The 25873-nt window shown below is 71.4% G+C and carries 25 protein-coding genes and 1 tRNA gene; 15 read left to right on the top strand and 11 right to left on the bottom strand.

The window, feature by feature from the left end:
- Positions 1-157 precede the first annotated feature (157 nt).
- From ABTY62_RS41495 to ABTY62_RS41485, 3 genes are all read left to right on the top strand, one after another.
- Positions 158-514: a PRC-barrel domain-containing protein gene (locus tag ABTY62_RS41495; protein ID WP_352134557.1), complete on the top strand. Its 357-nt coding sequence runs from the start codon at positions 158-160 to the stop codon at positions 512-514.
- Positions 515-1017: 503 nt separating this feature from the next.
- On the top strand, positions 1018-1314 hold the full coding sequence (locus ABTY62_RS41490; protein WP_003986294.1) for a type II toxin-antitoxin system VapB family antitoxin: 297 nt from the start codon (positions 1018-1020) through the stop codon (positions 1312-1314).
- Positions 1315-1427: 113 nt separating this feature from the next.
- The gene (locus ABTY62_RS41485; protein ID WP_352134556.1) at positions 1428-2093 is read left to right on the top strand and encodes a LytR C-terminal domain-containing protein; all 666 of its coding nucleotides are present in this window, start codon (positions 1428-1430) and stop codon (positions 2091-2093) included.
- A gap of 63 nt (positions 2094-2156) precedes the next feature.
- On the opposite strand, the gene upp is transcribed toward ABTY62_RS41485, so the two are convergent.
- Positions 2157-2792: a uracil phosphoribosyltransferase gene (gene upp / locus ABTY62_RS41480; RefSeq protein ID WP_352134555.1), complete on the bottom strand. Its 636-nt coding sequence runs from the start codon at positions 2790-2792 to the stop codon at positions 2157-2159.
- A gap of 273 nt (positions 2793-3065) precedes the next feature.
- Between upp and ABTY62_RS41475 the strand changes: the two genes are divergently transcribed.
- The 3 genes from ABTY62_RS41475 to ABTY62_RS41465 all read left to right on the top strand — a co-directional run bounded on the left by ABTY62_RS41475 (position 3066) and on the right by ABTY62_RS41465 (position 4323).
- The gene (locus ABTY62_RS41475; RefSeq protein WP_352134554.1) at positions 3066-3605 is read left to right on the top strand and encodes a tRNA adenosine deaminase-associated protein; all 540 of its coding nucleotides are present in this window, start codon (positions 3066-3068) and stop codon (positions 3603-3605) included.
- 82 nt (positions 3606-3687) lie between these two features.
- Positions 3688-4194 carry a tRNA adenosine(34) deaminase TadA gene (gene tadA, locus ABTY62_RS41470; protein ID WP_352134553.1) on the top strand — a complete coding sequence of 169 codons (507 nt, stop codon included), beginning with the start codon at positions 3688-3690 and terminating at the stop codon, positions 4192-4194.
- A gap of 42 nt (positions 4195-4236) precedes the next feature.
- Positions 4237-4323, top strand: a tRNA-Ser gene (locus ABTY62_RS41465).
- Positions 4324-4406: 83 nt separating this feature from the next.
- Here ABTY62_RS41465 and ABTY62_RS41460 read toward each other — a convergent pair.
- Together ABTY62_RS41460 and ABTY62_RS41455 are read right to left on the bottom strand one after the other, a co-directional pair.
- Positions 4407-4631: a hypothetical protein gene (locus tag ABTY62_RS41460; RefSeq protein WP_352134552.1), complete on the bottom strand. Its 225-nt coding sequence runs from the start codon at positions 4629-4631 to the stop codon at positions 4407-4409.
- Positions 4632-4705: 74 nt separating this feature from the next.
- Positions 4706-5392: a MerR family transcriptional regulator gene (locus tag ABTY62_RS41455; RefSeq protein WP_352134551.1), complete on the bottom strand. Its 687-nt coding sequence runs from the start codon at positions 5390-5392 to the stop codon at positions 4706-4708.
- 108 nt (positions 5393-5500) lie between these two features.
- Between ABTY62_RS41455 and ABTY62_RS41450 the strand changes: the two genes are divergently transcribed.
- Complete coding sequence (locus ABTY62_RS41450) at positions 5501-7648, top strand: MMPL family transporter (protein ID WP_352134582.1); 2148 nt, start codon at positions 5501-5503, stop codon at positions 7646-7648.
- Here the strand turns inward: ABTY62_RS41450 and ABTY62_RS41445 are convergent.
- Entirely contained in the window at positions 7645-8871 is a 1227-nt protein-coding gene (locus ABTY62_RS41445; RefSeq protein ID WP_352134550.1) for an amidohydrolase family protein, read from the bottom strand. The two genes, ABTY62_RS41450 and ABTY62_RS41445, sit on opposite strands and share 4 nt — an antisense overlap.
- Before the next feature lie 117 nt (positions 8872-8988).
- Positions 8989-9450, bottom strand: a complete 462-nt coding sequence (locus ABTY62_RS41440; RefSeq protein WP_352134549.1) for an Hsp20/alpha crystallin family protein — start codon at positions 9448-9450, stop codon at positions 8989-8991.
- 92 nt (positions 9451-9542) lie between these two features.
- Between ABTY62_RS41440 and ABTY62_RS41435 the strand changes: the two genes are divergently transcribed.
- Positions 9543-10427: a universal stress protein gene (locus ABTY62_RS41435; protein WP_352134548.1), complete on the top strand. Its 885-nt coding sequence runs from the start codon at positions 9543-9545 to the stop codon at positions 10425-10427.
- 68 nt (positions 10428-10495) lie between these two features.
- Here the strand turns inward: ABTY62_RS41435 and ABTY62_RS41430 are convergent, their stop codons facing one another.
- Complete coding sequence (locus tag ABTY62_RS41430; RefSeq protein WP_352134547.1) at positions 10496-11521, bottom strand: 6-phosphofructokinase; 1026 nt, start codon at positions 11519-11521, stop codon at positions 10496-10498.
- A gap of 227 nt (positions 11522-11748) precedes the next feature.
- Between ABTY62_RS41430 and ABTY62_RS41425 the strand changes: the two genes are divergently transcribed.
- From ABTY62_RS41425 to ABTY62_RS41410, 4 genes are all read left to right on the top strand, one after another.
- Positions 11749-11913, top strand: a complete 165-nt coding sequence (locus ABTY62_RS41425) for a hypothetical protein (protein ID WP_352134546.1) — start codon at positions 11749-11751, stop codon at positions 11911-11913.
- A gap of 257 nt (positions 11914-12170) precedes the next feature.
- Positions 12171-13004 carry an RNA polymerase sigma factor SigF gene (locus tag ABTY62_RS41420; protein ID WP_352134545.1) on the top strand — a complete coding sequence of 278 codons (834 nt, stop codon included), beginning with the start codon at positions 12171-12173 and terminating at the stop codon, positions 13002-13004.
- Between the two features lie 188 nt (positions 13005-13192).
- A complete protein-coding gene (locus tag ABTY62_RS41415; RefSeq protein ID WP_311726146.1) occupies positions 13193-14023 on the top strand; it encodes an RNA polymerase sigma factor SigF in 831 nt (276 codons plus the stop codon).
- A gap of 78 nt (positions 14024-14101) precedes the next feature.
- A complete protein-coding gene (locus ABTY62_RS41410; RefSeq protein ID WP_352134544.1) occupies positions 14102-14992 on the top strand; it encodes a hypothetical protein in 891 nt (296 codons plus the stop codon).
- Here ABTY62_RS41410 and ABTY62_RS41405 read toward each other — a convergent pair.
- The gene (locus ABTY62_RS41405) at positions 14989-15198 is read right to left on the bottom strand and encodes a hypothetical protein (RefSeq protein WP_352134543.1); all 210 of its coding nucleotides are present in this window, start codon (positions 15196-15198) and stop codon (positions 14989-14991) included. The two genes, ABTY62_RS41410 and ABTY62_RS41405, sit on opposite strands and share 4 nt — an antisense overlap.
- Positions 15199-15406: 208 nt before the next feature.
- On the opposite strand from ABTY62_RS41405, the gene ABTY62_RS41400 reads away from it, so the two are divergent.
- The 3 genes from ABTY62_RS41400 (at position 15407) to ABTY62_RS41390 (ending at position 19635) form a co-directional block, all read left to right on the top strand.
- Positions 15407-15892, top strand: a complete 486-nt coding sequence (locus tag ABTY62_RS41400) for a MarR family winged helix-turn-helix transcriptional regulator (protein WP_352134542.1) — start codon at positions 15407-15409, stop codon at positions 15890-15892.
- A gap of 118 nt (positions 15893-16010) precedes the next feature.
- The gene (locus tag ABTY62_RS41395; protein ID WP_502997623.1) at positions 16011-18515 is read left to right on the top strand and encodes an MFS transporter; all 2505 of its coding nucleotides are present in this window, start codon (positions 16011-16013) and stop codon (positions 18513-18515) included.
- Positions 18516-18777: 262 nt separating this feature from the next.
- Positions 18778-19635, top strand: a complete 858-nt coding sequence (locus ABTY62_RS41390; RefSeq protein ID WP_352134540.1) for a YceI family protein — start codon at positions 18778-18780, stop codon at positions 19633-19635.
- 10 nt (positions 19636-19645) lie between these two features.
- On the opposite strand, the gene ABTY62_RS41385 is transcribed toward ABTY62_RS41390, so the two are convergent.
- The 4 genes from ABTY62_RS41385 to ABTY62_RS41370 all read right to left on the bottom strand — a co-directional run bounded on the left by ABTY62_RS41385 (position 19646) and on the right by ABTY62_RS41370 (position 25847).
- A complete protein-coding gene (locus tag ABTY62_RS41385; RefSeq protein WP_352134539.1) occupies positions 19646-20443 on the bottom strand; it encodes a TetR/AcrR family transcriptional regulator in 798 nt (265 codons plus the stop codon).
- Positions 20444-20518: 75 nt separating this feature from the next.
- A complete protein-coding gene (locus ABTY62_RS41380) occupies positions 20519-22045 on the bottom strand; it encodes an MFS transporter (protein ID WP_352134538.1) in 1527 nt (508 codons plus the stop codon).
- 176 nt (positions 22046-22221) lie between these two features.
- Positions 22222-24525, bottom strand: coding sequence for an ArnT family glycosyltransferase (locus ABTY62_RS41375; protein ID WP_352134537.1), 2304 nt, complete (start codon positions 24523-24525; stop codon positions 22222-22224).
- Complete coding sequence (locus tag ABTY62_RS41370) at positions 24522-25847, bottom strand: bifunctional glycosyltransferase family 2/GtrA family protein (RefSeq protein WP_352134536.1); 1326 nt, start codon at positions 25845-25847, stop codon at positions 24522-24524. The genes ABTY62_RS41375 and ABTY62_RS41370 overlap by 4 nt, the downstream gene beginning before the upstream one ends.
- Between the last annotated feature and the right edge of the window lie 26 nt (positions 25848-25873).

Raw genomic sequence — 25873 nt, 5'->3', positions numbered from 1 at the left:
CGTGACTGCGCGACTGCGCGGACTGCGCGACTGATGTCCACTGCTTCCCCCTGCCCATGCTCGGAGCCTCCGCCGGGCGGTGCAACCGGCGGGCGCTGGAGTGGCCGCGCGCCAAGGGCCGTTGGAGGATGGGGGCAAGCGATGTTTGGAGGGCACGGTGTTCGAGGCCGACGACATCCGGAAGTGGCGCGACCATGACGTCGTGGACAGCAGCGGTCGCAAGATCGGCACCTTGGAGTCCATCTATGTGGACACCGCCACCGACCAACCCGCCTTCGCGACGGTCACGGTCGGCATGCCGACCCGGCGGCGGCTGGTGTTCGTCCCCTTGGGCGGCTCGAAGGTGGGCCCGGACTATCTGAAGGTCACCTATTCCAAGGACCAGGTGCGGGACGCCCCGTCCATCAGGACCGACGGCGTGCTGCCCGCCTCGGAGGAAGAGGCGGTCTTCCAGCACTACAAGCTGAGCTATCAGCCGGGCACCGGCGGCGAGCGGCGGCTGGGCCGCCCCTGAGCGGCCGAGCGGCGCGGCCACCGGATCGCAGGCACGACTCGCGGGCACGACAAAACCTGCGAGGTGGGCTCCCTTCGCCGGCATTGTCCGGATCAGGTGTATGGAGGTCGCCTTCCGGTCTCCCCGACCTTCCGGCCTCTCAGCCCGGCCATCTAGGACGCGCCCTCTCCAGAAAACCTCTCCGTTCCGAAGAACCGAAGCCCTTCTTCCTGGAGTCCTGACGTTCTCTTTCCTGAACGTGTCTCCGGTCGAGCTCCCTCGCTCGCCCCGCAGGCTGTTATTTACGTTACTCCCGCACCTTCCGTGCGACTAGTCCCGTTCAAACATTTTTTCCCGATTTGCGGACTTTTTCGCTTCCACCCCCTCGGAGCAGGCCCGGAGCGGCCCCGACACCGACCCACCCGGCCCCACCCGCCCCGGAGTCGCCTCGGAGTGGGCGACAGGTGCCGTCCACTCCCGCGCCTTGGCTGCGCCAGGTGCCGCTTGCCCGGTAGGCTTTCCGTGTGATCTTCAAGCGCATCGGAAACGGTCGGCCGTACCCCGACCACGGCCGGGAAAGCACCCGCCAGTGGGCGGATGTCGCCCCACGCCCGGTACGTCTTGACCAGCTGGTCACCACGAAGCAGCAGCTCGACCTCGAGACGCTGCTCGCGGAGGACTCGACGTTCTACGGGGATCTCTTCGCCCATGTCGTGAAATGGCAGGGCGATCTGTACCTGGAGGACGGGCTGCACCGCGCCGTGCGCGCCGCGCTCCAGCAGCGCCAGGTGCTGCACGCGCGCGTCCTCGAACTCGGCTAGCCGACCCTCGTCGACCCCTCGTTCGGCCCCTCGTTGGCCCTTTCGGGTTGGGCTGCGCGGCAACCATTGATCATTTAGTAGGCATCGTCACCGAGCGGCACTACGCTGCGCCTATGAGCATGCTCACCCCTCCCGGCATGGGCGGAAAGTACCGCATCACGGGCAATCGATACCCGCGCATGCGCCGGCCCCGAGGCCGCCGTCGGCTCGCGTTCGCCGCGATGGGTGCGACGGTCGCCCTCGGCCTGGTCGGCTGGGGGACCATTCAGCTCATCGACGTGTTCTCGGGCGGCGACGACGAGAAGACGGTGCGCGCGGCGCGCGGCACGGCGGACTGCAAGCGCGAGCCCGCCAAGGGCCAGGTCAAGGGCCAGGTGAAGGCCCCGAACAAGGCCTCCAAGACGCTGCCGAAGCCCGCCGACATCACCGTCAACGTCTACAACGCCACCCCGCGCACCGGGCTGGCCAAGGAGACCGCCGACGAGCTGAAGAAGCGCGGCTTCAAGATCGGAAAGGTGGGCAACGCGCCCACCGCGTACGACAAGAAGGTCAAGGCCCCCGGCATGCTGCTCGGCGCCCCGGCGGCCACCAACGGCCCCTTCGACGTGCTCGGCACTCAGCTCGCGGGCGCCGAGACGAAGAACGACGCGCGCTCGGGCAACGACATCGACCTGATCATCGGAAACGGCTTCAAGGACCTGGTCAAGAAGAAGGACGCCGTCAAGGCGCTGACCGCCCTGGCCGAGCCGAAGCCGTCGTCCCCCGCCCCGACCTGCTGATCAGCTGACCTGCTGACCGCCCCGGGGCCGGCCTCTCGGCCCCGGGTCAGCCCGCCGTTCCGCTCAGCCCGCCGTCCCGTACATCCGGTCCCCGGCGTCGCCGAGCCCCGGGACGATGTACCCGTTCTCGTTCAGCCGCTCGTCGACCGAGGCGGTGACCACCGTGACGGGCGCGCCGGCCAGCTCGCGCTCCAGGGTCTCCACGCCCTCGGGCGCGGCCAGCAGACACAGGGCGGTGACATCGTCGGCGCCCCGCGCTATCAGCTCCCTGATCGCCGCGACGAGCGTCCCGCCGGTCGCCAGCATCGGGTCCAGGACGTACACCTGACGACCGGAGAGGTCCTCGGGCATCCGGGTCGCGTACGTCGACGCCTGAAGCGTCTCCTCGTCGCGGATCATGCCCAGGAAGCCGACCTCGGCGGTCGGCAGCAGCCGCACCATGCCGTCCAGCATCCCCAGTCCGGCCCGCAGGATCGGCACCACCATGGGGCGCGGGTGGGACAGCCGCACCCCGGTCGTCGCCGTCACCGGGGTCTCGATGTCGACCTGCTCGGTGCGCACGTCCCGGGTCGCCTCGTACGCGAGCAGGGTGACCAGCTCGTCGGCGAGCCGCCGGAAGGTGGGGGAGTCGGTGCGCTTGTCGCGCAGCGTGGTGAGTTTGTGCGCCACCAGCGGGTGGTCGACGACATGGATCCGCATGGCATCGACAGTAACCGAGCCCGGCGGCGCCCACGCCGCCCGGCCGCCCTTCCGGCCCCTGTCCGGCCCTCCGGACGCGCCAGGCGCCACGCCGGCCGGGCCTTCCGCTGGTGAGGCCGCACGACGGCGCTCACAGTGGTCCGTTTCGGTCCGCGTGAGTTACATCTCTTGGGACTGGGGCACGACGCAGCGCGGAAGACCTCTCGCAAAGCGAAGGTTTCTGCCACGATGCCGATTGGGGCGGGGCACTGTCCCGCCCGCCCCGGCACGCCTATGACCAGTGGGAGAGTCACGGTGTACTTCGCCGCATTGCTCGCGCGCACCGCAGAAGGGTGGGAAGCGAGCGACACAGAGCTCGATGATGTGGAGACCCTGGCAGATCTGATCGAGCTGGCCCGTGAGGCCTCAGACGACGACACGGTGCTGGCCTTCATCGAGCACGAAGACGCGTGGTTCGGCGTCGTCCGCGTGGACGGCGAGGAGGACCCGCACATCTACGTATCGGACGCCGCCGCGGCCGCCCGCAGCTCGTACGGCCAGATGCTCACCGACGAACTGCTCGGCCGGGGCCCCGACGAGGACCTGGACAGCCTCGTCGACCTCGACGGCACCGAGGACGGCGAGCCCGAGGCGAGCGACGACGAGGACGCCGACTCGGACACGCCGGTCCCGGCGGGCCCGCTCGGCGACGCCGACATCCTCGCCGACCTCGGCATGGACGAGAAGGAGCTGAAGGCCCTGGACGGGGACGCGCTCGAATCCATCGCCGACATGCTGGGGTGCAGCATGGAGGGGCTGGAGGCGGTGCGCTGACCGCTGCCGATCCAGGCCCTGACGTCGGAGGGTGCCCTCTTCGACGCCGGACCCAGGCCGCGCCGTCCCCCACACTGGTGCCATGACCGATCCGCTGTCCGGCCTCGTCTCCGGGCCCGCCCCCGACCCCCTCCGCGACCCCTGGCGCGCCCCCATGCGCCTGGCGCTGGAGGAGGCGGCGCGGGCGCCGGAGACAGGCGACGTGCCGGTCGGCGCCATCGTGCTGGGCCCCGACGGCTCCCCCCTCGGCCACGGCCGCAACGAGCGCGAGGCCCACGGCGACCCCACAGCCCACGCCGAGATCCTCGCGCTCCGCGACGCCGCCGCCCGTCTCGGCGGCTGGCGTCTGACCGGATGCACTCTTGTGGTGACGCTCGAACCCTGCACCATGTGCGCCGGCGCGATCGTCCTGTCCCGCCTGGACCGCGTGGTCTACGGCGCCATCGACGACAAGGCCGGCGCCGTCGGCTCCCTCTGGGACGTCGTCCGCGACCGCCGCCTCAACCACCGCCCCGAGGTCGTCTCCGGCGTCCTCGCCGACCAGTGCGCCGCGCTTCTCACCGCCTTCTTCCGCACCTCCCGCCCATAACCGATTTAGGAGCACGGCCACCCGTCCGCTAAGCTCTCTCTCGGTAGCGTGTCCGAGCGGCCTAAGGAGCACGCCTCGAAAGCGTGTGAGGGGGCAACTCCTCCGTGGGTTCAAATCCCACCGCTACCGCTCTCACGTCGCAGGGCCCGGTTCGTACGAGCCGGGCCCTCGGTGTTTTTCGCGCGGCGCGTGCCGGCCGCCCGGCGTGGGGCCTATACCGCCGGCCAGTCGTCGGGGCCGCCGCCGTGCCACTCGATCAGTCGGGGGTTGTCGATGGGGGCGTCCGCCGCCATCAGGCCCGCACGGCTCAGTACGCCGCGCAGTTCGTCGGCGCTGACGACGACCCCGACGTCCTTGCCGTCGATCATGATGCGGCGGCGGCCGTCGAGCGGCTCGTCCACCACCACGCGGGGCCGGTCCCTGGTCTTGTCCTCCATACGACCAGCCTCACCGCGACCCGCGCCGCCCGCACCTCGGGCCCGTCGACCGGGTGGCCCGGGCGGGGCGAATATCAGCCGTGTGGCTCAGCGCCGGCGCCGGCGCCGGCGTCTGCGTCTGCGTCTGCGTCTGCGTCTGCGTCGAAGAGCGCGGCGGAGTGGTGGACCTGGGCCAGGCGGCGGAGCGCGACAAGGAGAGCGTCGCCGAGGATGTTGCCGAGGATCACGGCCTCGGCCATGCCGTCGACGTCGGGGCGGCGGCGGACGAGGTCGAGATCGGTCGCGGCGATGGCGTCGGCGGCGCGGGCGTAGTCGTCGAGCCGGTCGACGAAGTCGTGCAAACCCAGTCGGCCCAGGGCGCCCAGGACTTCGGCGGTCGCGGCGACCGAGGGGCTGTCGGCGGAGACCTTCCAGCCCTGGCGCCGGACGAGATCGAGGACCTCGGCCGTCGCGTCCTCGCGGGCGTCGTCGTCGCAGGAGGCGGCGGTGCGGATGCCGGTCTGCTGGGCCGCGCCGAGGAGTTTGTGGGTGCCGGTGTCGGGGCTTTCGAGGGCGGCGATGACATCGCCCGCCTCGGCGACGGACAGGCCGCCGACGTCGAGGAGCGCGCGGATCAGGCGCAGTCTCCGCAGATGGCGGTCGTCGTAGTGGGCCTGGTTGCGGCTGGTGCGCTCGCCGGGCGGCAGCAGCCCCTCCCGCATGTAGTACTTGATCGTTGGCGTGGGTACGCCGCTGAGGCTGCTGAGCTCCCCGACGCGCATCGATGACCCTCCGGCTTGTGGACTCTCCTTGCACTCTCGCATCCCCATGATAGATAGTTTCACTATCGGAAGTGAAACTATCTACTATCTATTCAGGGGGTGGAGCTCATGCTGTCCTCGCTGGGACGGCTCATGGCGCGGCATCGACAGTGGGTCGTGGTCGCGGCGGCGCTGCTGGCCGTGTTGGGCGGAGTCTGGGGAACGGGCACCTTCGGGACGCTGACCGGCGGCGCCGGATTCGACGATCCGCACAGCGAGTCGGTGCGGGCCGACCGGATACTCGCCGGTCCGCTGGGGCGCCGGTCGGCCGATGTGGTGGTGCTCTACACCAGCGAGAAGCGCACGGTGGACGACCCGGCCTTCGCCGGCCCGGTCCGCAAGGCCCTGGACGGCGTGGACCGCGAGGGCATCGCGCGCCTGGAGACGTACTGGTCGGTGAAGGAGGACGACGGGGCCCGGGCCCGGGAGTTCGTCTCCCGCGACCGCCACGCCACCTACGCCACCGTCCAGTTCACCGCCGACGGCGACCAGGACCAGGTCGCCGCCCTGGGCGAGATCAAGGACCGGTTCGCGGTCCCCGAAGGCTCCGGCGTCACCGTGCGGTTCGGCGGCACCGCGGCCATGACCGAGCAGGTCAACGCCCGTACCGGGGCCGACATCGGGCGCGCCGAGATGCTGTCCCTGCCGATCCTGGCGGTGCTGCTGCTGCTGGTCTTCGGCAGTGCCGTCGCGGCCTCGCTCCCGCTGGCCGTGGGCGTCCTGGTGGCGCTCGGTTCGCTGGTGGTGCTGCGCGTCCTGTCCCTGTTCACGGACCTGTCCAGCTCCGTGATCAACGTGATCACCATCCTGGGCCTGGGGCTCGCGATCGACTACGCGCTGTTCATGGTCGGGCGGTTCCGCGAGGAGTTGGCCGCCGGAGCCGAGGTGGACGAGGCGGTGGAGCGCACCACCGCCACCGCCGGGCGCACCGTGGCCTTCTCCGGCCTGGCCGTGGCCATCTCCTTCTCCGGCCTCATCCTGTTCCCCTCCCGCTTCCTCAGCTCCATGGGGTACGCGGCGGTCTCGGTCGTGATCTTCGCCGTGATCGGTTCGCTGACCCTGCTGCCCGCCCTCCTGCGATTCGCCGGGCACCGCATCGACGCCGGACGGCTCCCGCTTCCCCGCGTCCTGCGCCGTACGCCCCGAACACACGCCCCGGGCGGCGACGAACGGGGGCGCTGGTACCGGCTGGCCCGCACGGTCATGCGCCGCCCGCTGCTCACCACCGCCCTCCTCACTCTCTCCCTGCTGGGGCTCGCCGGACCGGCGCTCGGCGTCAACTGGGCCCGCCCCGCGGACTGGGTACTGCCCGCCGGAGCCGACGCCCGGCAGGTCGCACAAGGGCTGGGCGACCGCTTCGACCACGACCCCACCAAGGTCGTCACCGCCGTTGTCGACCTGCGAGGCGGCGCGGCGGGCCGCTCGGAACAGCTGGCCGGCTACGCCGGGCGGCTCGGCGCGGTCGAGGGCGTCAAGGACGTCGCCGTCACCGCCACCCACGGCGAGCTGGCCCGGATCACCCTCCACTACGCGCCGGACCCGATGTCCCGCAAGGCGCGCGCCATGGTGACGGAGCTGCGCGCGCAGACCCCGCCCCCGGGGGCCGAGGCGCGGTTCACCGGCATGCCCGCCTCACGGGTCGACATCGTCGACATGATCGGCGAGCGGGCCCTGTGGATGGGGTTGTTCGTGGCCGTCGTCTCGGCCCTCGTCCTGTTCCTGGCGTTCCGCTCCCTGGCCGTCCCCCTCATCACGGTGGCCATGAGCGCCCTGTCGCTGCTCGCCGCCTTCGGGGTGATCACCTTGATCTTCCAGTACGGCGTGGGAGCCGGGCCGCTCGGCGTCGAGGCGGTCGGGGCCGTGGACGCGAACTTCCCCGTCCTCATCGTCGCCATCGCCTTCGGGCTGGCCATGGACTACCAGGTCTTCCTGCTCTCCCGGGTCCGCGAACGCTATCTGGCCACCGGCGACCCGGCCGAGTCCACGGCCACCGCCCTCCAGCGCACGGCCGGGACCATCACCAGCGCCGGGCTGCTGCTCGCCGTCGTGGTCGGCGGATTCGCGTTCTCCTCCATCACGTTCCTGAAGATGATCGGCATCGGCCTGATCCTGGCCATCGCCCTCGACGTGCTGGTCGTACGGGCCCTGATGCTGCCCGCCGTCCTCGGCCTGCTCGGTCACCGCGCCTGGCGCCGCCGGGCCCCGCAGGAGCGCTAGCCCACCCGGTCCTTGTCGAAGTCGAGGTCGAGCATCCGGATCGCGTTGCCCCGGAGGATCTTGTAGACGGTCTCCGGCGGCAGCCCGGTCACATGCTCGGCCGCGACCCGCTTGGTGTGCGGCCAGGTCGAGTCGACGTGCGGATAGTCCGTCTCGAAGGTCGCGTTGTCGACGCCGACGGTGTCCAGCGAGGCGACGCCGTGTTTGTCGCGGAAGAAGCAGCAGAAGATCTGCCGGTAGTAGTACGTGGACGGCGGCTCCGGGATCAGGTCGCGCACCCCGCCCCAGGCCCGGTGCTCCTCCCAGACGTCGTCCGCGCGCTCCAGGGCGTAGGGGATCCATCCCATCTGGCCCTCGGCGTACGCGAGCTTCAGCCGCGGGAAGCGCACCAGGACGCCGCTGAACAGGAAGTCCATCATCGACGCCATGGCGTTGTTGAAGCTCAGGGCCGCCTGGACGGCGGGTGGGGCGTCCGGTGAGGCGGCGGGCATCTGGGAGGACGAGCCGATGTGCATGCACACCACCGTGCCCGTGGCCTCGCACTCGGCGAAGAACGGATCCCAGTAGCCGCTGTGGATGCTCGGCAGCCCCAAGTACGTGGGGATCTCGCTGAACGTCACGGCGCGCACGCCACGGCCTGCGTTCCGGCGGATCTCCTGGACGGCCAGCTCCACGTCCCACAGCGGGATCAGGCACAGCGGGATCAGCCGCCCCCCGCTGTCGCCGCACCACTCCTCCACCATCCAGTCGTTGTACGCGCGCACGCACGCGAGGCCGACCTCCTTGTCTTCGGCCTCGGCGAAGGTCTGGCCGCAGAAGCGCGGGAAGGTCGGGAAGCACAGCGAGGCCTCGACGTGGTTCATCTCCATGTCCGCGATCCGGGCCTTGGGGTCCCAGCAGCCGCGCCGCATCTGCTCGCGGGTGATGCCCTCGAGGGTCATCTCGTCGCGCGAGAAGCCGACGGCCGCGATGATCCGCTTGTACGGGAACAGCAGCCCCTCGTACGTCCACCAGTCGGTCGGCGGGCCGTCCGGGTCGGTGGTGATGCGGTACTTGCCGCCGATGTAGGCCAGCTCGCCGATTCCGGCGGTCATGGGCTTCGGGCCGCGGTCCCGGTACTTGGCGGGCAGCCAGGTGTCGAAGAGGTGCGCGGGCTCGATCACGTGGTCGTCCACGCTGATGACCATGGGCAGTTCGCTTGCGCCGTTCGTCTCGCCAGCCATGCCGTCCTCTCCCCTGGCGTCCGGCGATCCGGCCGGACAGCCCTAATCTGACGATCCGTCAGATGGAGAGTACGGAGTCCCGCTCCAAGCAGCAAGAGAAACCGACGGCTGCCTCGCCTACGGTTCGCCGCCGGCGATCTCGACCCGGCGCGGCTTGGTGGCCTCGGCCTTCGGGACGATCAGGCCGAGCACCCCGCCGGCCAGCCGGGCGCTCGCCTTGGCGGCGTTCACCTCGCCGGGCAGCGCCATGCGGAACTCGAACCGGCCGGTGCGGCGCGTGCTGCGGCGCAGCGCCCCGGGGCGCTCCGGCTTCTTCAGCTCGCCGGAGACGGTCAGTTCCCGCTCGCCGACCTGGATGTCGATGTCGTCCCGCCGGGCGCCGGGCAGTTCGAGTTCGACCGTGTACGCCTCGTCGGTCTCGGTCACCTCGGCCGGCGGCATCCACGCCCGCCCTGGTGCGGTGGGCGGCAGTCCACCGCCGACGGCGGACTCCAGCAGCGTGCCCATCTGCTCCCGCCACCTGGAGAGCCGCTGCTCGGCCGGCACACCGGCCCGCCCTCGCCGTACGGGCACACTCACCCCCGGTCACCTTCCCTTCGACGCTTCCCCTCCCGGTCCACTACTACGGACATTCACCTCATATCTAGACTAAATGAGGAAAGGAGCCTCTGATGAACGGACCCGTTGTGGCCGGAGTCGACGGTTCCGAGCACAGTCTGGCGGCGGCCGGCTGGGCCGCCGGGGAGGCGCTGGACCGAGCGGTTCCGCTGCTGCTGTTGCACGCCTCCCAGCCCCTTCCGCCCCGGATCTCCCCCGTACCGGGCGCGGAGGCCTGGCGGCACGTCGGCGCGCAGATGATCCAACAGGCCGCGGCGGACCTCGCCGACCGCCATCCGGGCCTGGAGGTGACCGGCGAACACATCGCGACGGCCGCGGACAAGGCGCTGCTCAGAGCGGCGCGGAGCGCCGGGCTCCTGGTCGTGGGGGCGCGCGGGTGGGGCGGCTTCGACGGGCTGGCGGTGGGGTCCGTGGCGCTGCGGGTGGCGACCGCCGCCGACTGCCCTGTGGTGACGGTCCCCGAGGGGTGCGCCGGGGCGGGTACGGAGGCCGGGGCGGGCGCGGAAGCCGAGGTCGTCGCCGCCCTGGACACACACGGCCGCATGGCCGAGACCGCCGACTTCGCCTTCCGCGCCGCCCAGGCGCGCCGGGCCCGGCTGCGCGTGGTGCACGCGTGGGCACTGCCCGCGCCCACCCCCTCCGCGTGGATGATCGGCGTCCTCGAAGAGGACCGCGCCATGTGGGAGGACCAGGAGGGCCAGGCGGTGGCCGACGCCCTGCGGCCGTGGCGGGCGAGCCATCCGCGGGTCGAGGTCCTCGTCGACGTCGTCCTGCTCAACCCGGCGCAGGCGCTGGTCAGATCCTCGGAGCGGGCACTGCTGCTGGTCGTCGGCCGCCGTACGGGCGACCGGGTCGCCGAGCGGCACCTCGGGCCGGTCGCCCACGCCGTACTGCACCACGCGCGCTGCCCGGTCGCCGTGGTCCCGCACCCGGCCTGACTCCGGTCGGCCCATCGGCCCATCGGGCTGTCGACCCGTCAGCCCATCAGCCCATCGACCCGTCGACCTCAGCCGAAGAAGACGCCGAACTCCGCGTAGAGGGCCGGGTCGACGCCCTTGGTCCCCACCGTGACCTCGGATAGCGGCACCCGCACGATGTCCGCGCCGCGCAGCGCCACCATCGTGCCGAAGTCCCGCTCGTACACCGCGTCGATCGCGCGCAGCCCGAAGCGCGTCGCCAGCCAGCGGTCGAACGCGCTGGGGGTGCCGCCGCGCTGGATGTGCCCGAGGACCGTGGTACGGGCCTCCTTGCCGGTGCGGTCGGCGATCTCCCGCGCCAGCCACTCCCCGATGCCCGACAGCCGCACATGGCCGAACTCGTCGAGCGAGGAGTCCTTCACCACCATCTGCCCCGCCTTCGGGACCGCGCCCTCGGCGACCACGACGATCGGGGCGTACCGGATCTTGAAGCGGTCCTCCACCCAGGCGCAGACCTGGTCCACGTCGAACGGCTGCTCGGGGATGAGGATGACGTTGGCGCCGCCCGCGATGCCCGAGTGCAGGGCGATCCAGCCCGCGTGCCGGCCCATCACCTCGACGACCAGCGTCCGGGAGTGCGACTCGGCGGTGGTGTGCAGGCGGTCGATGGCCTCGGTCGCGATATTGACCGCGGTGTCGAAGCCGAAGGTGTAGTCGGTGCCCGTGACGTCGTTGTCGATGGTCTTGGGCACGCCGACCACGTCGATCCCCTCGCCCGCGAGCACCGCCGCGACCCCGAGCGTGTCCTCGCCGCCGATCGCGATGAGGGCGTCCATCTCGTACGCGGCAAGGGTCTCCCGCACCCGGGCCACCCCGTCCTCGCTCTTGAGCGGGTTGGTCCGGGAGGAGCCGAGGATGGTCCCGCCGCGCGGGAGGATGCCGCGTACGGCGGGGATGTCCAGCGGCACGACCGCGCCCTCCAGGGCGCCGCGCCAGCCGTCCCGCAGACCGACGAACTCGAAGCCGCACTCCTGCACGCCCTTGCGCACGATCGCGCGGATCGCCGCGTTGAGGCCCGGGCAGTCCCCGCCACCGGTCAGCACACCGACACGCATCCGAACCCCCTTCCGGCCGCTCGCCCGCTCCATGCCCCTCCACTCCCAGAATCCACCCTTGCGCCCCGCTTTGCCCACCGTGCCCCGCGGTGCCCGCGTACGCGTGCGGAAGGGGCCCGAGCTCGGCGCGGGACACGATTTGATTCGTAGGACTGATGCGACCACTGCGCCAAACGTGTGGATAGACTCACGCGACTGCACAGGGGTCCGCGGGGAGGCAGCACGAGATGGCACAGGCGAAGAAAGTCGTGCTCTACATGGTCATCGTCTTCGTGCTGTACACGATCATCAACAGCCCGGCACGCGCCGCCGACCTGGTCCAGGTGGGCTTCGAGGGCATATCGGACGCCGCCAAGAGCGTCGGCGAGTTCATGACCGAACTGATCAACTGATTCACCCGATCATCTGCCCGGCCGACCAACCGGCCGGCGGCTCTCACCAGGCCTCTCCGGACCTCCGGCCCCACCCCGCCCGGGGTCGTTTCGTACCTGCTCACACCCCGGCGCGCACCCGCCCCCTCCCTCACTTCACCTTTCGAACACGTGGCAATACCGCTACCAACACGTAGTAATGCGGTGCTTGCACACAGTGCACATGTCTTGTGATGCTATGACCGCTTTGCCGGGTGAGTACATCGTGAAGGGGTGGCGTGACCGTGTCGGCCCGTACCGCGCCAAGAACCCCGCCCCAGGGCGAAAGCGGCAGCGACAGCGGCAGAAGCCGCGGGGCGGACGCCAGGGCGCTCACCCAGGTGCTGTTCGCCGAGCTCTCCTGCCTGACGCCCGGCACCCCCGAACACGGCCGCGTGCGCGACGCGCTGATCGAGGCCAACCTGCCGCTGGTGCGCTACGCCGCGGCCCGGTTCCGCAGCCGCAACGAGCCGATGGAGGACGTGGTCCAGGTCGGGACGATCGGCCTGATCAACGCGATCGACCGGTTCGACCCCGAGCGCGGGGTGCAGTTCCCGACCTTCGCCATGCCCACCGTGGTCGGCGAGATCAAGCGCTACTTCCGCGACAACGTCCGCACCGTCCATGTGCCGCGCCGGCTGCATGAGCTGTGGGTGCAGGTCAACGGCGCGACCGAGGATCTGACGGTGCTGCACGGCCGGTCCCCCACCACGGCCGAGATCGCCGAACGGCTCGGGCTCGGCGAGGACGAGGTGCTGGCCTGCATCGAGGCCGGGCGCTCGTACCACGCCACCTCGCTCGAGGCCGCCCAGGAAGGTGACGGACTGCCAGGGCTGGTCGACCGGCTCGGCTACGAGGATCCGGCGCTCGCCGGAGTCGAGCACCGCGATCTGGTGCGGCACCTCCTCGTCCAACTGCCCGAGCGCGAGCAGCGCATCCTTTTGCTGCGTTACTACAGCAATCTGACTCAATCTCAGATCAGCGCCGAGCTCGGCGTCTCGCAGATGCATGTCTCACGGCTGCTGTCCCGCAGCTTTGCCAGACTCAGGTCCGCAAACCGGATCGAGTCATAACCGGGACGGGGGATCCCTCCCTCACTCCTTCCGGGCAGTAATGTCGACATGGCGCTACAGCGTGTTGCCGACATGTGACATTCTGCTTGAACCGCGTTTGCCGCGGCCCGACCTCCGGTATTCAGGGGGAGGCTGCGTTCGACGCGACGAGCGCAGCTGGGATCCGACCGCGACCCAAAGGGGGTGGCATGTCCGTAGAACTGGGCAGCTCGAAGGTGCTCACCAACGACGCACCGCACGTGCTCAACGACGGCGACGCCATCGACACCCGCACCCTCTCCCGCTCCCTGTTTCTGCGGCTCGCCGCGCTCGACCGGGACAGCGCGGAGCGCACCTACGTACGTGACACCCTCATCGAGCTGAACCTCCCTCTGGTGCGCTACGCCGCGGCCCGGTTCCGCAGCCGCAACGAACCGATGGAGGACATCGTCCAGGTCGGGACGATCGGCCTGATCAAGGCGATCGACCGGTTCGACTGCGAGCGGGGCGTGGAGTTCCCGACCTTCGCCATGCCGACCGTCGTGGGCGAGATCAAGCGCTTCTTCCGCGACACCAGCTGGTCCGTACGGGTGCCGCGGCGGCTCCAGGAGCTGCGTCTGGCCCTCACCAAGGCCAGTGACGAGCTGTCACAGAAGCTCGACCGCTCCCCGACGGTCCCCGAGCTCGCCACCGCGCTCGGCGTCTCCGAGGAGGACGTCGTCGACGGGCTCGCGGTGGGCAACGCCTACACCGCCTCCTCGCTCGACTCCCCGTCCCCCGAGGACGACGGCGGCGAGGGGTCGCTGGCCGACCGGCTCGGCTACGAGGACACCGCGCTGGAGGGCGTGGAGTACCGCGAGTCGCTCAAGCCGCTGCTGGCCAAACTCCCGCCGCGCGAGCGCCAGATCATCATGCTCCGCTTCTTCGCCAACATGACGCAGTCGCAAATCGGCGAAGAGGTCGGGATCTCCCAGATGCATGTCTCACGGCTGCTGACGCGGACTCTGGCGCAGCTGCGAGAGGGCCTCATCGCCGACTGACGCGCCGTCCGTCGGGCGCCTCCGGTGGGCTGTTGCGCGACCCTGTACTCCTGACGGGGCGTCAGCCACACTGGCCCGATGCGATACGCGTGGAGCCGGACAACGGGCCGCCGGGGCACGGCGATCGCCTCCTCGGCGGCCGCGCTGTGCCTCGGCGCGCTGCTCAGCGGCTGCGCCGGCGGCGACGACGGATATCTGGCGGCCGAGGCGGCCGGACCGGACGCACCGCGGGCCACGTCCGCGCCGCCGAGGGGCGACGTGGAGCTGGTGCCGCTCGACAGCAGCGGCCACGGCACGGGCAAGGGCTCCGGCCGGGACGGGAAGCGGCGGCCCTCCGGGGCCGGGGGAACCGGGGCTCCGAGCGCCCCGGGCGCCTCGACCCGGCCGGACGGGTCCGCCGCGACGCCGACGCCGGGCGAGCCGCCCGGGAGCGACGGCGACCGGGCCGACAGTCCTTCTGACGGCGCGAGCGACGGAAGCGGATCGGGTAGCTCCGGGACACCCGGCAGCTCAGGCGGCTCGACCGACCCAGGCGGCTCAGGCGGGGGCTCGGCGCCCCCTCAGTCCACGCCCGGCTCGCCCTCCACCCCGAGCGACCCGGCCGAGCTGACGCTCGGCGAGCTGGTACGCGCAGCGGCCGACGACCGCTGGTGCGAGAAGGTGACCGTCGAGTTCCGGAACACCGGGGGTGCCCCCGTGACCTCGGGGACGATCACCTTCGCGACCCACATCATCGACGCCCTCGGCATCGACTGGACGACGATCGAGTCGAAGCGCGACCTGCCGGTGCCGATCGGGGCGGGGGAGAAGAAGGAGAAGACCTGGGAGGTGTGCGTGGACGACTGGCGGGTGCCGCTCGGCATGCACATCGAGACCCGGACCGCCTCGGCGGCCTGGCCCGGGGGCCGGGCCGAGAGCCCGCCCGAGGACCAGGCCGCGGATGAGACCGGGGACCGGTCCGGGGGTTAGGCCAGAGCCAGCCAGGCGACTCCGGCGACGACGGCGATCGCGACGATCACACCGACGATCACGCCGATCCGCGGACCGCTGGAGGCGGAGGGAGCGGCCGCCTGCTGCTGCCGCCCGCCGCCTTCGTCGTCGACGAAGGCCCGGAACATCTGGGTCGAGCCGGCCGGGTCGTAGTTGCCCTCAGGACCTTGGGGGTTGTTCGCCATGGCCCACGACCCTAGCGAATGAGCGGATTCCCGCACACCCCCGGTCCCCAACACCCCCACACACCCCTCCCGCACCACAGACCGGCCTCTTGACCGACCCCTGAGCGAGCCTTTGCGGGCAATTTACTCTGCGAAGCCCGATTTCGTTTGCCTATAGCAACTAACTTATCTATGGTTGCCCTAAGCAACCGATAGCTCTGGAGGCGCCATGGCAGCACGGAGTCAGTACGAGGAGCTGGCACGGCAACTCAGCGCCATCGGCACCGTCAAGCGAGGGCTGTCGCGTGTCCTCCCCCAAGACTGCGCGGCCGGCGCGGCCATCGTCCTCATGCTGCTCAGCCGCTACGGCGAGATGCGCATGAGCAAACTCGCCGAGCTGCTCGGCATCGACATGTCGGTCACGAGCCGCCATGTCGCCCACGCCGCCGAGCGCGGCTGGATCGACCGGAACCCGGATCCACTGGACCGCCGGTCGCGGCTGCTGAGCATCAACGCCAGCGGCGAGAAGCTGCTCGGCGAGGTCTCCGAGCGCTATACGCAGGCGCTCGCCGCCTGTCTGAGCGACTGGTCCGACGACGACGTCGGCCGCCTCAACGAACTACTCGCACGGCTGCGGACGAGCTTCGGTGACACCAGATCCCGGGTTCCCCAGCTGATCGACGAGAGCACCACCCGTACACCGACGCAACGATAGGAACTTCATGGCAACGACCACACCGGACGGCGGTGTGCGGGGACCCGCGGGGCACCCCGCCCATGCCAAGCGCGGCGGCGGAGGCCACCAAGGCCACGACTCCGGCTCGACGGCACCGATGACCCACCGGCAGATCATGGAGGCGCTGTCCGGGCTGCTGCTCGGCATGTTCGTCGCGATCCTCTCCTCGACGATCGTCTCGAACGCCCTCCCGGAGATCATCGCCGACCTCCATGGCGGCCAGTCCGCCTACACCTGGGTGGTCACCGCCGCCCTGCTGTCGATGACCGCCACCACCCCGCTGTGGGGCAAGCTCTCCGACCTGTTCAGCAAGAAGCTCCTGGTCCAGATATCGCTGGTCATCTATGTGGCCGGTTCGGTGGTCGCCGGACTCTCGCAGAACGCGGGCATGCTGATCGCCTGCCGTGTGGTGCAGGGCATCGGCGTGGGCGGTCTGTCGGCCCTCGCACAGATCGTGATGGCCGCGATGATCTCCCCGCGCGAGCGCGGCCGCTACAGCGGCTACCTCGGCGCGACCTTCGCGGTGGCGACCGTCGGCGGCCCGCTGCTGGGCGGCGTGATCACCGACACCTCGTGGCTCGGCTGGCGCTGGTGCTTCTACGTCGGTGTGCCGTTCGCCGTGATCGCGCTGATCGTGCTCCAGAAGACCCTGAAGCTGCCGGTCGTGAAGCGGCAGGTCAAGGTCGACTGGTCCGGTGCCTTCTTCATCAGCGCCGCGGTCTCGCTGCTGCTGATCTGGGTGACCTTCGCGGGTGACAAGTACGACTGGGTCTCCTGGCAGACCTACGCGATGGTCGGCGGCTCGATCGCCCTCGGACTGATCTTCCTCCTGATCGAGAGCAAGGCGAGCGAGCCGATCATCCCGCTCCGCCTGTTCCGCAACAAGACGATCGCCCTCGCCTCGATCGCCTCGCTGTTCGTCGGTATCGCGATGTTCGCCGGGACCGTCTTCTTCAGCCAGTACTTCCAGCTGGCGCGCGACAAGTCGCCGACCATGTCCGGCGTCATGACCATCCCGATGATCGGCGGCCTGTTCATCTCCTCGACCGTCTCGGGCCAGGTCATCACCAAGACCGGCCGCTGGAAGGCCTGGCTGGTCGCCGGCGGTGTGCTGGTGACCGCGGGCCTGGGGCTGCTGGGCACCATGCGGTACGACACGCCCTACTGGCACCTGGCCATCTATATGGCGCTCATGGGCCTCGGCATCGGCATGATGATGCAGAACCTGGTGCTGGCCACCCAGAACCAGGTGGCCCCGCAGGACCTGGGCTCGGCCAGCGCCGTCGTGACCTTCTTCCGCTCCCTGGGCGGTGCGGTCGGCGTCTCGGCACTCGGCGCCGTGCTCGGCAACCGCGTCACCCACTACGTCAAGGAGGGCCTGACAGAGCTCGGCCCCAAGGGCCAGGCCCTGGGCCACGGCGGCACCGGCGGCGGCGGGATCCCCAACCTGGACAAGCTCCCCGCGCCGATCCGCACCGTCATGGAGAGCGCGTACGGCCACGGCATCGCGGATGTCTTCCTGTACGCCTCGGGGGCCGCGCTGCTGGCCTTCGTCGTCACGCTGTTCATCAAGGAGGTCCCGCTGAAGACCCGGTCCGGCTCCCAGGCAGCCTCCTCCGAGGACGCCGTCGAGACCCCGGCCGCGGCCGGGGGCACCCCGGCGGACCAGGAGCCGCCCGCCGTGGAGCAGCCGGAGCCCGCGCTCGTGGGCGCGCCGGCCGCCGGCTCGTCCGACACCGCGTCGGAGTACGCCCTGGCGGACGCGACCGTTCCGCAGCGGCTTTCCGCATTTGCCTCTGTCGCTGATGGCGGCGACGGCGGCGACGGCCACCACCCCCGGCAGGGCGTGCACGGCTTCGTACGGAACGCCGACCGCACCGCCGTCCCGCGCGCCGCGGTCACGCTGATCTCGCTGAACGGGCGGCAGCTGGGCCGTTCGGTGGCGCACGTCGACGGCTCGTTCGCGCTGGACGCGCCGGGCTCCGGCACCTACGTCCTGATCGCGGCCGCCGACGGCCACCAGCCGCAGGCGTCCACCGTCGTGGTCGGCGACGAGCCGCTCGCGTTCGACGTCGTACTGGCGGCGACCAGCGGCCTGGCGGGCACCGTGCACGGCGCCTCCGACGGGGAGCCGGTCGAGGCGGCCATGGTCGTGATCACCGATGTCCGCGGCGAGGTGCTGGCCACCGGCAAGACCGGTGAGCGGGGCGACTTCCGCTTCGAGGAGCTGGTCCCCGGGACCTTCACGGTCGCGGTCAACGCCGCCGGGTTCCGGCCCGCCGCGCTGCCCGTCGACGTCGGCGCCCAGGGTCTGACCCGGGTCGAGATCGCGCTCCAGGCCGGTGCGCGGGTGCAGGGCGTGGTGCGGGCCGGCGCCGACCGGCGGCCGCTGCCGGACGCGCGGGTCACGCTGGTGGACGCGGCCGGGAACGTGGTTGCCACCGCGACGACCGGCGAGGACGGGGCGTACGCCTTCACCGACCTGGACGCGGGCGACTACACGGTCATCGCGAGCGGCTACCCGCCCGTCGCGGGGGCGCTGACGGTCCAGGGGCAGGGGGTCGACGGACACGACGTCGAGCTCGCCCACCCCGTCGACTAGGTGGCCTGAACGTCCTGAGGACCCCCGGGGCCGGAGCGCGCAGAGCGGAGACGCGCCCCGGCCCCGGCCGGGACGGCGCCGGAGCGCCGGTCCCGGAACCCGGAACCCGGCGGCGGTGTATAGCAGGTGAAGACCTGCCAGGCAGGGGACGGCCTGACACCGCCGTCCGGGTCCGGCGTACGAAGACACCCCACAGACAGCGCACAGCACAGACGAGACAGCCCTGACGGAAACGGAAACGGGAGCGAGAGCGAGAGGCGGCATGACGACCACAGCAGCAGGAACGGGCGGAAGCGCGGGCGGGGGGCTGCGCGCCCAGATCCGTACGCGCGACGGCTGGGCGGTGCAGCACGCCGTGCTGACCGTCACGGACATGACGGGCGCTCAGGTACTGCGCGCCCAGGCCGACGACAACGGCGCGGTGCGCACGCGGGAGCCGCTGCCGCCCGGGCCGTACACGGTCATCGCCACGGCCGTGGGCTACGCCCCCGCCGCCTCGACGTCGATCGTCACGGCCTCGGGCCGCGCCGATGTCGGCACGGTGGTGCTGGCGCGGCAGGGCGGGGTGGAGCTGCCGCCGCCCGGCGCGTGGACGATCGACCCGGCGCACTCGACGGTGGGGGCCATCGCCCAGCACCTGGGCATCTCCAGCGTGCGCGGCCGGTTCACGGAGTTCAGCGGGCGGATCGAGATAGCCGAGGACATCGAGAAGTCCGGGGTCGAGGCGGTCATACAGGCCGTGAGCATCGACACGGGAAACGGGATGCGGGACGGCCATCTGCGGTCGGCCGACTTCCTCGACGTGGAGCGGTTCCCGGTCCTGACGTACCAGAGCACCGGGCTGACCCCGGCCGGCGCGGACCGCTGGACGGTGCACGGCAAGCTGTCCCTGCACGGCGTGATCCGGGAGGTGGACCTGGACCTGACGTACCTGGGGACGGGCCCCGACCCGTGGGGCGGGGTGCGGGCGGCCTTCCGCGCGACGGCGCAGCTGCACCGCGAGGACTTCGCGATGAACTACAACCAGGTGGTCGCGGCGGGCATAGCCGCCATCGGCACGACGCTGCGGGTGGAGCTGGACGTCCAGGCCGTCCAGGGCACGGAGCTGCCGGGCGTCTGAGGCGCCGCCTTCAGTCCTGGCCGCCTGCGTCGCGGAGGGCCTCGATGCCGACGATGGCGCAGTCCAGGGCGAAGGTGAAGTCCCGCTCGCGCATCTCCTGGACGGTGGAGCCGCCCCGGGCCTCCATCACGGCCCGCGATTCGTCGAACTCCGGGCGGCCCTCGATACTGGCCATCGTCTCGGCGAAGAGCTCGTCCTGGGTGATGCCCGCGGCGCGGGAGCGGGCGGCGAAGCGGCCCTCAATGGTGCTGAAGCCGTAGACGAACTGGAACACGAGGGCCAGCGCGCCCGGCACCTGCGAGGCGGGCAGGCCGCTGTCGCGCAACACGCGCTGCACCGCGGTGGAGAAGGCCATGGCGTTCGGCCCGATGTTCATGTACTCCCCCAGCAGCGGGGGGACCCAGGAGTGGGCGACCAGCAGCCTGCGGTACTCGGAGGCGATCTGGCGCAGCTGGTCGCGCCAGTCCCGCTCCTGGGGCGGCTCCAGGTGCTCATAGCCCTCGACGGGGCCCAGGCTCCCGGCGGGCAGCGACATCTCGCCCATGGCCGTGTCGAGGGCGAGTTCGAGAAGCTGGTCCTTGGTCTCGACGTACCAGTAGACCGACATCGCGGTGACCTCCAGCTCGGCCGCCAGCCGGCGCATCGAGAACCCGGCGAGCCCCTCGGCGTCCAGCAGCCGGACCGTGGCCGCGACGATCTTCACATGGTCGAGCCCGGACGGCTGCTGCTCCGCCCTGCGCTTCGGGGCCTTGCGCTCGGAGAGCCAGATGCTGGTCCGCGGACGGATGACCCGGCTGCCTGTCGCCATGGCGCGCTCTCCTTCTTCCATGCGCCAGGGCCGCGCGGCTGGGGCGCGCGGCCGATGGCGTCTTACTACCCGATGCTATGCCGCCGAGGTCTCCTGTGAAGATCGCTCGGCCCGGCGCAGCAGCAGCGCCGTCAGCGCGCCGCCCGCCAGTACGGCGACCGCTCCGACCAGCTGGCTGGTGTGCACACCGGAGGCGAAGGCGTCCGCGACGGCGGCCCGGTCCTCGTCGGTGCGCGCCGACGCGTAGGCGGCCGGGAGCGAGCCCGCCCCGACGGCGACCGCGGGCAGCAGCCCGACGAACCGGGAGTTGAGGACCGCGCCGAGGACGGCCACGCCCAGGCCGTTGCCGAACTCGGTGAGCGTGCCGTTGACGCCCGCGCCCACGCCCGCCTTCTCCGGCGGGATCGCCGACATGATCGCCGTCGCCATCGCGGGCATGGAGATCGCGATGCCCGAGCCCATGACCACCAGTCCGAGAAGCATCCCGCTGTACTCGTCGGCGCCGAGCGTCGCGATCAGGGCCAGTCCCACGGCCAGCATCCCCATGCCGCACAGGATCGTGGCCGGGGTGCCTAGCTTGGGCAGCAGCCGGGCGCCGACTCCGGTGAGGTTGAGCACCACGATCACCAGGGCGAGCGGAGCGGTGCGCAGACCCGCGCCCAGCGGGTCGTAGCCGAGCACGAACTGAAGATGCTGGGTGAGCAGGAACATCGAGCCGCCCAGGCCGAAGGCGACGAGGATGCCGCCCGCGACGGCGCCCACGAAGCGGCGGTCGCGGAAGAAGTGCATGTCCAGCATCGGGTAGGGAATGCGGCTCTCCCACAGCGCGAAGGCCGCCAGCACCACCACACCCACCAGGGCCGACAGCAGCACCCGCTGGGACGTCCAGCCGTGCTCGGGCCCGGAGATGATGGCGAAGACGACGCCGGTCATGCCGATCGTGGACAGCAGCGCGCCGAGCAGGTCGGGCCGGTCACCGGTGGGGTTCTTCGACTCCGGCACCAGCCAGACGACGGCGACGAGGCCGAGCAGCGCCACCGGGAGGTTGATCAGGAAGATCGAGCCCCACCAGAAGTGTTCGAGGAGCGCGCCGCCGATCAGCGGGCCCGCGGCGAGCCCGAGCGAGCTGACCGCCCCCCACAGGCCGATGGCCTTGGGCCGTTCGCTCGCCTCGAAGACCTGCACGACCACGGCGAGGGTCGTGGTCATCAGCAGCGCCCCGCCGATCCCCATGCCCGCGCGGGCGGCGATCAGCTGGCCCGGCCCCTGCGCCAGCGAGGCGGCCAGCGAGCCGATCCCGAAGAGGGCGAGCCCCGTGAAGAGCATCTTCTTCCGGCCGTAGCGGTCGGCGGCGTTGCCCGCGGTGAGCAGCAGGCCGGACTGGACGAGCGAATAGGCGTTGATCATCCACTGGATGTCGGCCGTGGTGGCGTCCATCTCCTCGGTGAGGGAGGGGATCGCGACGTTGAGGATGGTGTTGTCCAGCAACACGGTGAGCTGGGCGAGGCAGATGACGCCGAGGATCAGCCAGCGCTGGGGGTGCCCGCCGGCCGGTGGACCGGGCGGGCTGTCGGACGTGGGGTCGGCGGTCTGCGCCGTCATGGACTCTCCTTGCGCGCTTATACGGTGTACGGGCTCGGGCGGCGATGTACACCGTACAGCGACTCCCCTACGCCGTACAGGAGATTTCCGGCGGGCCATGCGGACGGGCCGGTGGCGGAGGGGGTTCCTCCGCCACCGGCCCGTCACCGGCCCGTGGACCTGCGCGTTCGCCCGCGTCAGGACTTCGAGGACTTCGACGCCTTCTGGGTCAGGTCATAGAGGGTGGTGCCGTCGACCGTGACCTTCTTGAAGTTGGCCTGGACCCAGGAGCTGATCTTGGACGAGGTGCCGTTCCCGCCCCCGGGACCGCCGCCCATGCCGCCCATGCCGCTCGAGCCGATGAAGTAGTGGATCTTCCCCTGCTTCACATAGGCCTGGAACTGCGCGAGGGTCGGGGACGGGTCGCTGCCGTTGAAGCCGCCGATCGCCATCACCGGGTCCTCGGTGGCGAGCTGGTAGCCCGCGGCGTTCTGCGAGCCGATCGCCGCCGCGACCCAGGTGTACGCACTCGCGTTCTTCTCCAGCGCGGCCTTGACCTTGGAGCTGACGCTCGGGCCGTCGAGCAGACCGCCCATGCCGCCGCCGCGCCGGCCGCCTTCGCCGCCCGTGCCACCGGGGAACATGCCCTGCCGGTTGCCCTGCTGACCCTGGCTGTTCTGGCCCTGGCTGTTCTGGCCCTGGCCCTGGCCGTTGCCGTTCTGCTGCGACGAGCCGCCGCCCGGGAAGGCGCCGCCGGGGAAGCCCCCGTTCTGACCACCGGTCTGACCGCCCTGCTGACCGCCGCCGGGGAGCATGCCCTGCTGGCCGGTCTGACCGCCGGTCTGGCCACCGGTCTGGCCCTGGGTGTTGCCGTTCCGCATCCCCGGCGGACCGCCGTTGCCCCCGCCCGGGAAGCCGCCCGGACGGCCGCCGCCGGGGCCGCCCATGCCGCCCGACACCGCGGGACCGGCCGTGACGATCGAGCCGCCGTGCGCCGTGTCGACCGTGTTGAGCGTGTACGCGATGGGCCCGGCCAGCGACGCCGCGAGGCCGAGACCCGCCACGCCCAGCGCCAGCCGCCCGCCCAGGCGCGACGCGACCAGCAGCCCGGCCGCCGCCGCGAGCCCGGCGATCAGCACCGCCCAGCGCAGCCAGGGGTGCCAGTCGGCGGAGCGGTTCAGCAGCACGTACGACCAGACGGCCGTCACCGCGACCGCGACCGCGAGCACCACCGACGCCGCGGCGGTGGACCGCCGCTCCCACAGCATCGCGGCGCCCATGCCCACGATCGCCGCGATATACGGCGCGAGCGCGATGTTGTAGTACTGGTGGAAGATCCCGGACATGAAGCTGAAGGTGGCGAAGGTCATGAGCAGCGCCCCGCCCCACACCAGGAACGCCGAGCGCTGGGTGTCGGTGCGCCTGGCCCGCCAGGTCAGCCAGATCCCCGCGAGCAGCAGGATGAAGGCCGCGGGCAGCAGCCACGCGATCTGACCGCCCATGTCGGAGCTGAACAGCCGGTCGATGCCGGTCTCGCCCCACTGGCCGCCGCCGTTCCCGCCACCACCACCGCCGCCGCCGACGCTGCCGGTCTCGTTGCCGTTGATCCGGCCCAGGCCGTTGTAGCCGAAGGTCAGCTCCAGGAAGCTGTTGTCCTGCGAGCCGCCGATGTACGGGCGCGAGGACTTCGGCCACAGCTCGACGATCGCCACCCACCAGCCGCCGGCGACGACCATCGCGACCCCGGCGAGCAGCAGCTGGCGGATCCGCTTGCCGAGCTTCGCCGGCGCGCACACCGCGTACACCACGGCGAGCGGCGGCAGGATCAGCCAGGCCTGAAGCGTCTTGGTCAGAAAGCCGAACCCGAAGCAGACCCCGGCCAGCAGCAGCCACTTGGTGCGGGCGTCCTCCAGCGCGCGCAGCACGCAGTAGATCGCCGAGACCATCAGCAGGCACAGCAGCGCGTCGGGGTTGTTGAACCGGAACATCAGCGCCGCGACCGGGGTCACCGCCAGCGCCGCCGCCGCGATGAGACCGGCGGCCGCGCTGAACCGGCGCCGCACCGCCGCGTAGAGCACGCCGACCGTCGCCACGCCCATCAGCGCCTCGGGGACCAGGATCGCCCAGGAGCTGAGGCCGAACACCCGCACCGACAGGGCCATCGGCCACAGGGAGGCCGGGGGCTTGTCGACGGTGATGGAGTTCCCGGCGTCGGAGGAGCCGAAGAAGAACGCCTTCCAGCTCTCGCTGCCCGCCTGCACCGCCGCCGAGTAGAACTGGTTCGCGTAACCGGACGCGCCCAGGCTCCACAGGTAGAGCACGGTGGTGACGGCCAGCAGAACCCACAGGGCGGGCCGCGCCCAGCGCGGGTCCTCCGGCCGGCCGCGCCACGCCCGGGCCAGGCGCGAGCCCTGCGGGGCCGCCGGCCGTGCGTGGTGCGCGGCCGGGGGGGTCGGGGGCGGCGGCCCCGCTGCGCGGAGGCCCTGGTCGTAGGTCGTCATCGGGGGTTCCTCGGATCGTGGTCGGTCAGGTCGTGGTCGGTGGCGGTCCCGCCCTGCGGGCCTTCGGAGGGGAAGACCCAGGCCCGGAAGAGCAGGAAGCGCAGGACGGTCGCGGCGAGGTTGGCCGCGATCAGGACGGCCAGTTCGGTGCTGTGCGCCGGGGTGCCGGAGGCGGCGGCGTCCAGGGCGGCCAGGGAGCCGCTGGTCAGGGCGAGGCCGATGCCGAACACCACCAGCCCCTGGGCCTGGTGACGCACCGCCCGGTCCCGGCCGCGTACGCCGAAGGTGAGCCTCCGGTTGGCCGCGGTGTTGCCGAGCGCCGACAGCAGCAGGGCCAGCGCGTTGGCGATCTGCGGGCCCGTGCCCATCCGGAAGAGGGAGTAGAGCAGCAGGTAGACAAGGGTGCTGAGGGCGCCCACCACACAGAAGCCGACCAACTGCCGTGCCAGCCCGCCCGGGACCCCGCTCAGCCCGCGGTCGCGCGGGTCGTCGCCGAAGGGGCGGCGCAGCCGGTCGAGCGGCAGCGCGCCGGTGGCCAGCGCGCGCCCCACCCGCCAGACACCCTTGAGGTCGTCGGTGGCCGTCTTCACGATGTGGACCGTGCTGTTGGGGTCGTCGACCCAGTCCACCGGCACCTCGTGGATGCGCAGCCCGGCCCGCTCGGCCAGCACCAGCATCTCGGTGTCGAAGAACCACCCGGTGTCCTCGACCAGCGGCAGCAGCCGCTCGGCGACGTCCTTGCGGATCGCCTTGAAGCCGCACTGGGCGTCGGAGAAGCGGGCGGCCAGGCTGCCGCGCAGGATGAGGTTGTACGCGCGCGAGATGAACTCCCGCTTGGGGCCGCGCACCACGCGCGAGCTGCGCGCCAGCCGCGACCCGATCGCCAGGTCGGAGTGGCCGGAGATGAGCGGGGCCACCAGCGGCAGCAGCGCGTTGAGGTCGGTGGACAGGTCGACGTCCATGTACGCCAGCACCGGCGCCTGCGACATCGACCAGACCGTGCGCAGCGCGCGCCCGCGGCCCTTCTGCTCCAGCCGGACCGCCGTGACCTCGTCGATGGCGTCGTCGAGGTAGGCGGAGATCTCGGGGGTGCGGTCCGTGCTCGCGTTGTCCGCGATGGTGATGCGGAAGGCGTACGGGAAGGTGCGGGCCAGGTGGTCGTGCAGCCGCCGCACGCACCGCTCGAGGTCGGCCTCCTCGTTGTACACGGGGACCACGACGTCGAGCACCGGCTGGCTCCGGCCGACCGTCACGTGCTCGCGAGCGGGCAAGGTCTCCAGGGGTGTCTCGGGCGGTGCCTCGAGAGGTGTGTCAGTTCGCATGTGACCGACATTCGCGAGCGGCGCTG

This window comes from Streptomyces sp. NPDC097640 (assembly GCF_040302705.1).
Classification (GTDB): Bacteria; Actinomycetota; Actinomycetes; order Streptomycetales; family Streptomycetaceae; genus Streptomyces.
Note: the sequence above shows the minus strand (reverse complement) of the source record. Positions and strands in the feature narration are given on the sequence as shown.

Bases quoted from the DNA above. Each gene is read 5' to 3' on its own strand.
- ABTY62_RS41485 (WP_352134556.1), top strand. From the start codon at position 1,428: ATGAGCATGCTCACCCCTCCCGGCATGGGCGGAAAGTACCGCATCACG.
- upp (WP_352134555.1), bottom strand. From the start codon at position 2,792: ATGCGGATCCATGTCGTCGACCACCCGCTGGTGGCGCACAAACTCACC.
- ABTY62_RS41475 (WP_352134554.1), top strand. From the start codon at position 3,066: ATGACCAGTGGGAGAGTCACGGTGTACTTCGCCGCATTGCTCGCGCGC.
- tadA (WP_352134553.1), top strand. From the start codon at position 3,688: ATGACCGATCCGCTGTCCGGCCTCGTCTCCGGGCCCGCCCCCGACCCC.
- ABTY62_RS41460 (WP_352134552.1), bottom strand. From the start codon at position 4,631: ATGGAGGACAAGACCAGGGACCGGCCCCGCGTGGTGGTGGACGAGCCG.
- ABTY62_RS41455 (WP_352134551.1), bottom strand. From the start codon at position 5,392: ATGCGCGTCGGGGAGCTCAGCAGCCTCAGCGGCGTACCCACGCCAACG.
- ABTY62_RS41450 (WP_352134582.1), top strand. From the start codon at position 5,501: ATGCTGTCCTCGCTGGGACGGCTCATGGCGCGGCATCGACAGTGGGTC.
- ABTY62_RS41445 (WP_352134550.1), bottom strand. From the start codon at position 8,871: ATGGCTGGCGAGACGAACGGCGCAAGCGAACTGCCCATGGTCATCAGC.
- ABTY62_RS41435 (WP_352134548.1), top strand. From the start codon at position 9,543: ATGAACGGACCCGTTGTGGCCGGAGTCGACGGTTCCGAGCACAGTCTG.
- ABTY62_RS41430 (WP_352134547.1), bottom strand. From the start codon at position 11,521: ATGCGTGTCGGTGTGCTGACCGGTGGCGGGGACTGCCCGGGCCTCAAC.
- ABTY62_RS41425 (WP_352134546.1), top strand. From the start codon at position 11,749: ATGGCACAGGCGAAGAAAGTCGTGCTCTACATGGTCATCGTCTTCGTG.
- ABTY62_RS41415 (WP_311726146.1), top strand. From the start codon at position 13,193: ATGTCCGTAGAACTGGGCAGCTCGAAGGTGCTCACCAACGACGCACCG.
- ABTY62_RS41410 (WP_352134544.1), top strand. From the start codon at position 14,102: ATGCGATACGCGTGGAGCCGGACAACGGGCCGCCGGGGCACGGCGATC.
- ABTY62_RS41405 (WP_352134543.1), bottom strand. From the start codon at position 15,198: ATGGCGAACAACCCCCAAGGTCCTGAGGGCAACTACGACCCGGCCGGC.
- ABTY62_RS41400 (WP_352134542.1), top strand. From the start codon at position 15,407: ATGGCAGCACGGAGTCAGTACGAGGAGCTGGCACGGCAACTCAGCGCC.
- ABTY62_RS41395 (WP_502997623.1), top strand. From the start codon at position 16,011: ATGACCCACCGGCAGATCATGGAGGCGCTGTCCGGGCTGCTGCTCGGC.
- ABTY62_RS41390 (WP_352134540.1), top strand. From the start codon at position 18,778: ATGACGACCACAGCAGCAGGAACGGGCGGAAGCGCGGGCGGGGGGCTG.
- ABTY62_RS41385 (WP_352134539.1), bottom strand. From the start codon at position 20,443: ATGGCGACAGGCAGCCGGGTCATCCGTCCGCGGACCAGCATCTGGCTC.
- ABTY62_RS41380 (WP_352134538.1), bottom strand. From the start codon at position 22,045: ATGACGGCGCAGACCGCCGACCCCACGTCCGACAGCCCGCCCGGTCCA.
- ABTY62_RS41375 (WP_352134537.1), bottom strand. From the start codon at position 24,525: ATGACGACCTACGACCAGGGCCTCCGCGCAGCGGGGCCGCCGCCCCCG.
- ABTY62_RS41370 (WP_352134536.1), bottom strand. From the start codon at position 25,847: ATGCGAACTGACACACCTCTCGAGGCACCGCCCGAGACACCCCTGGAG.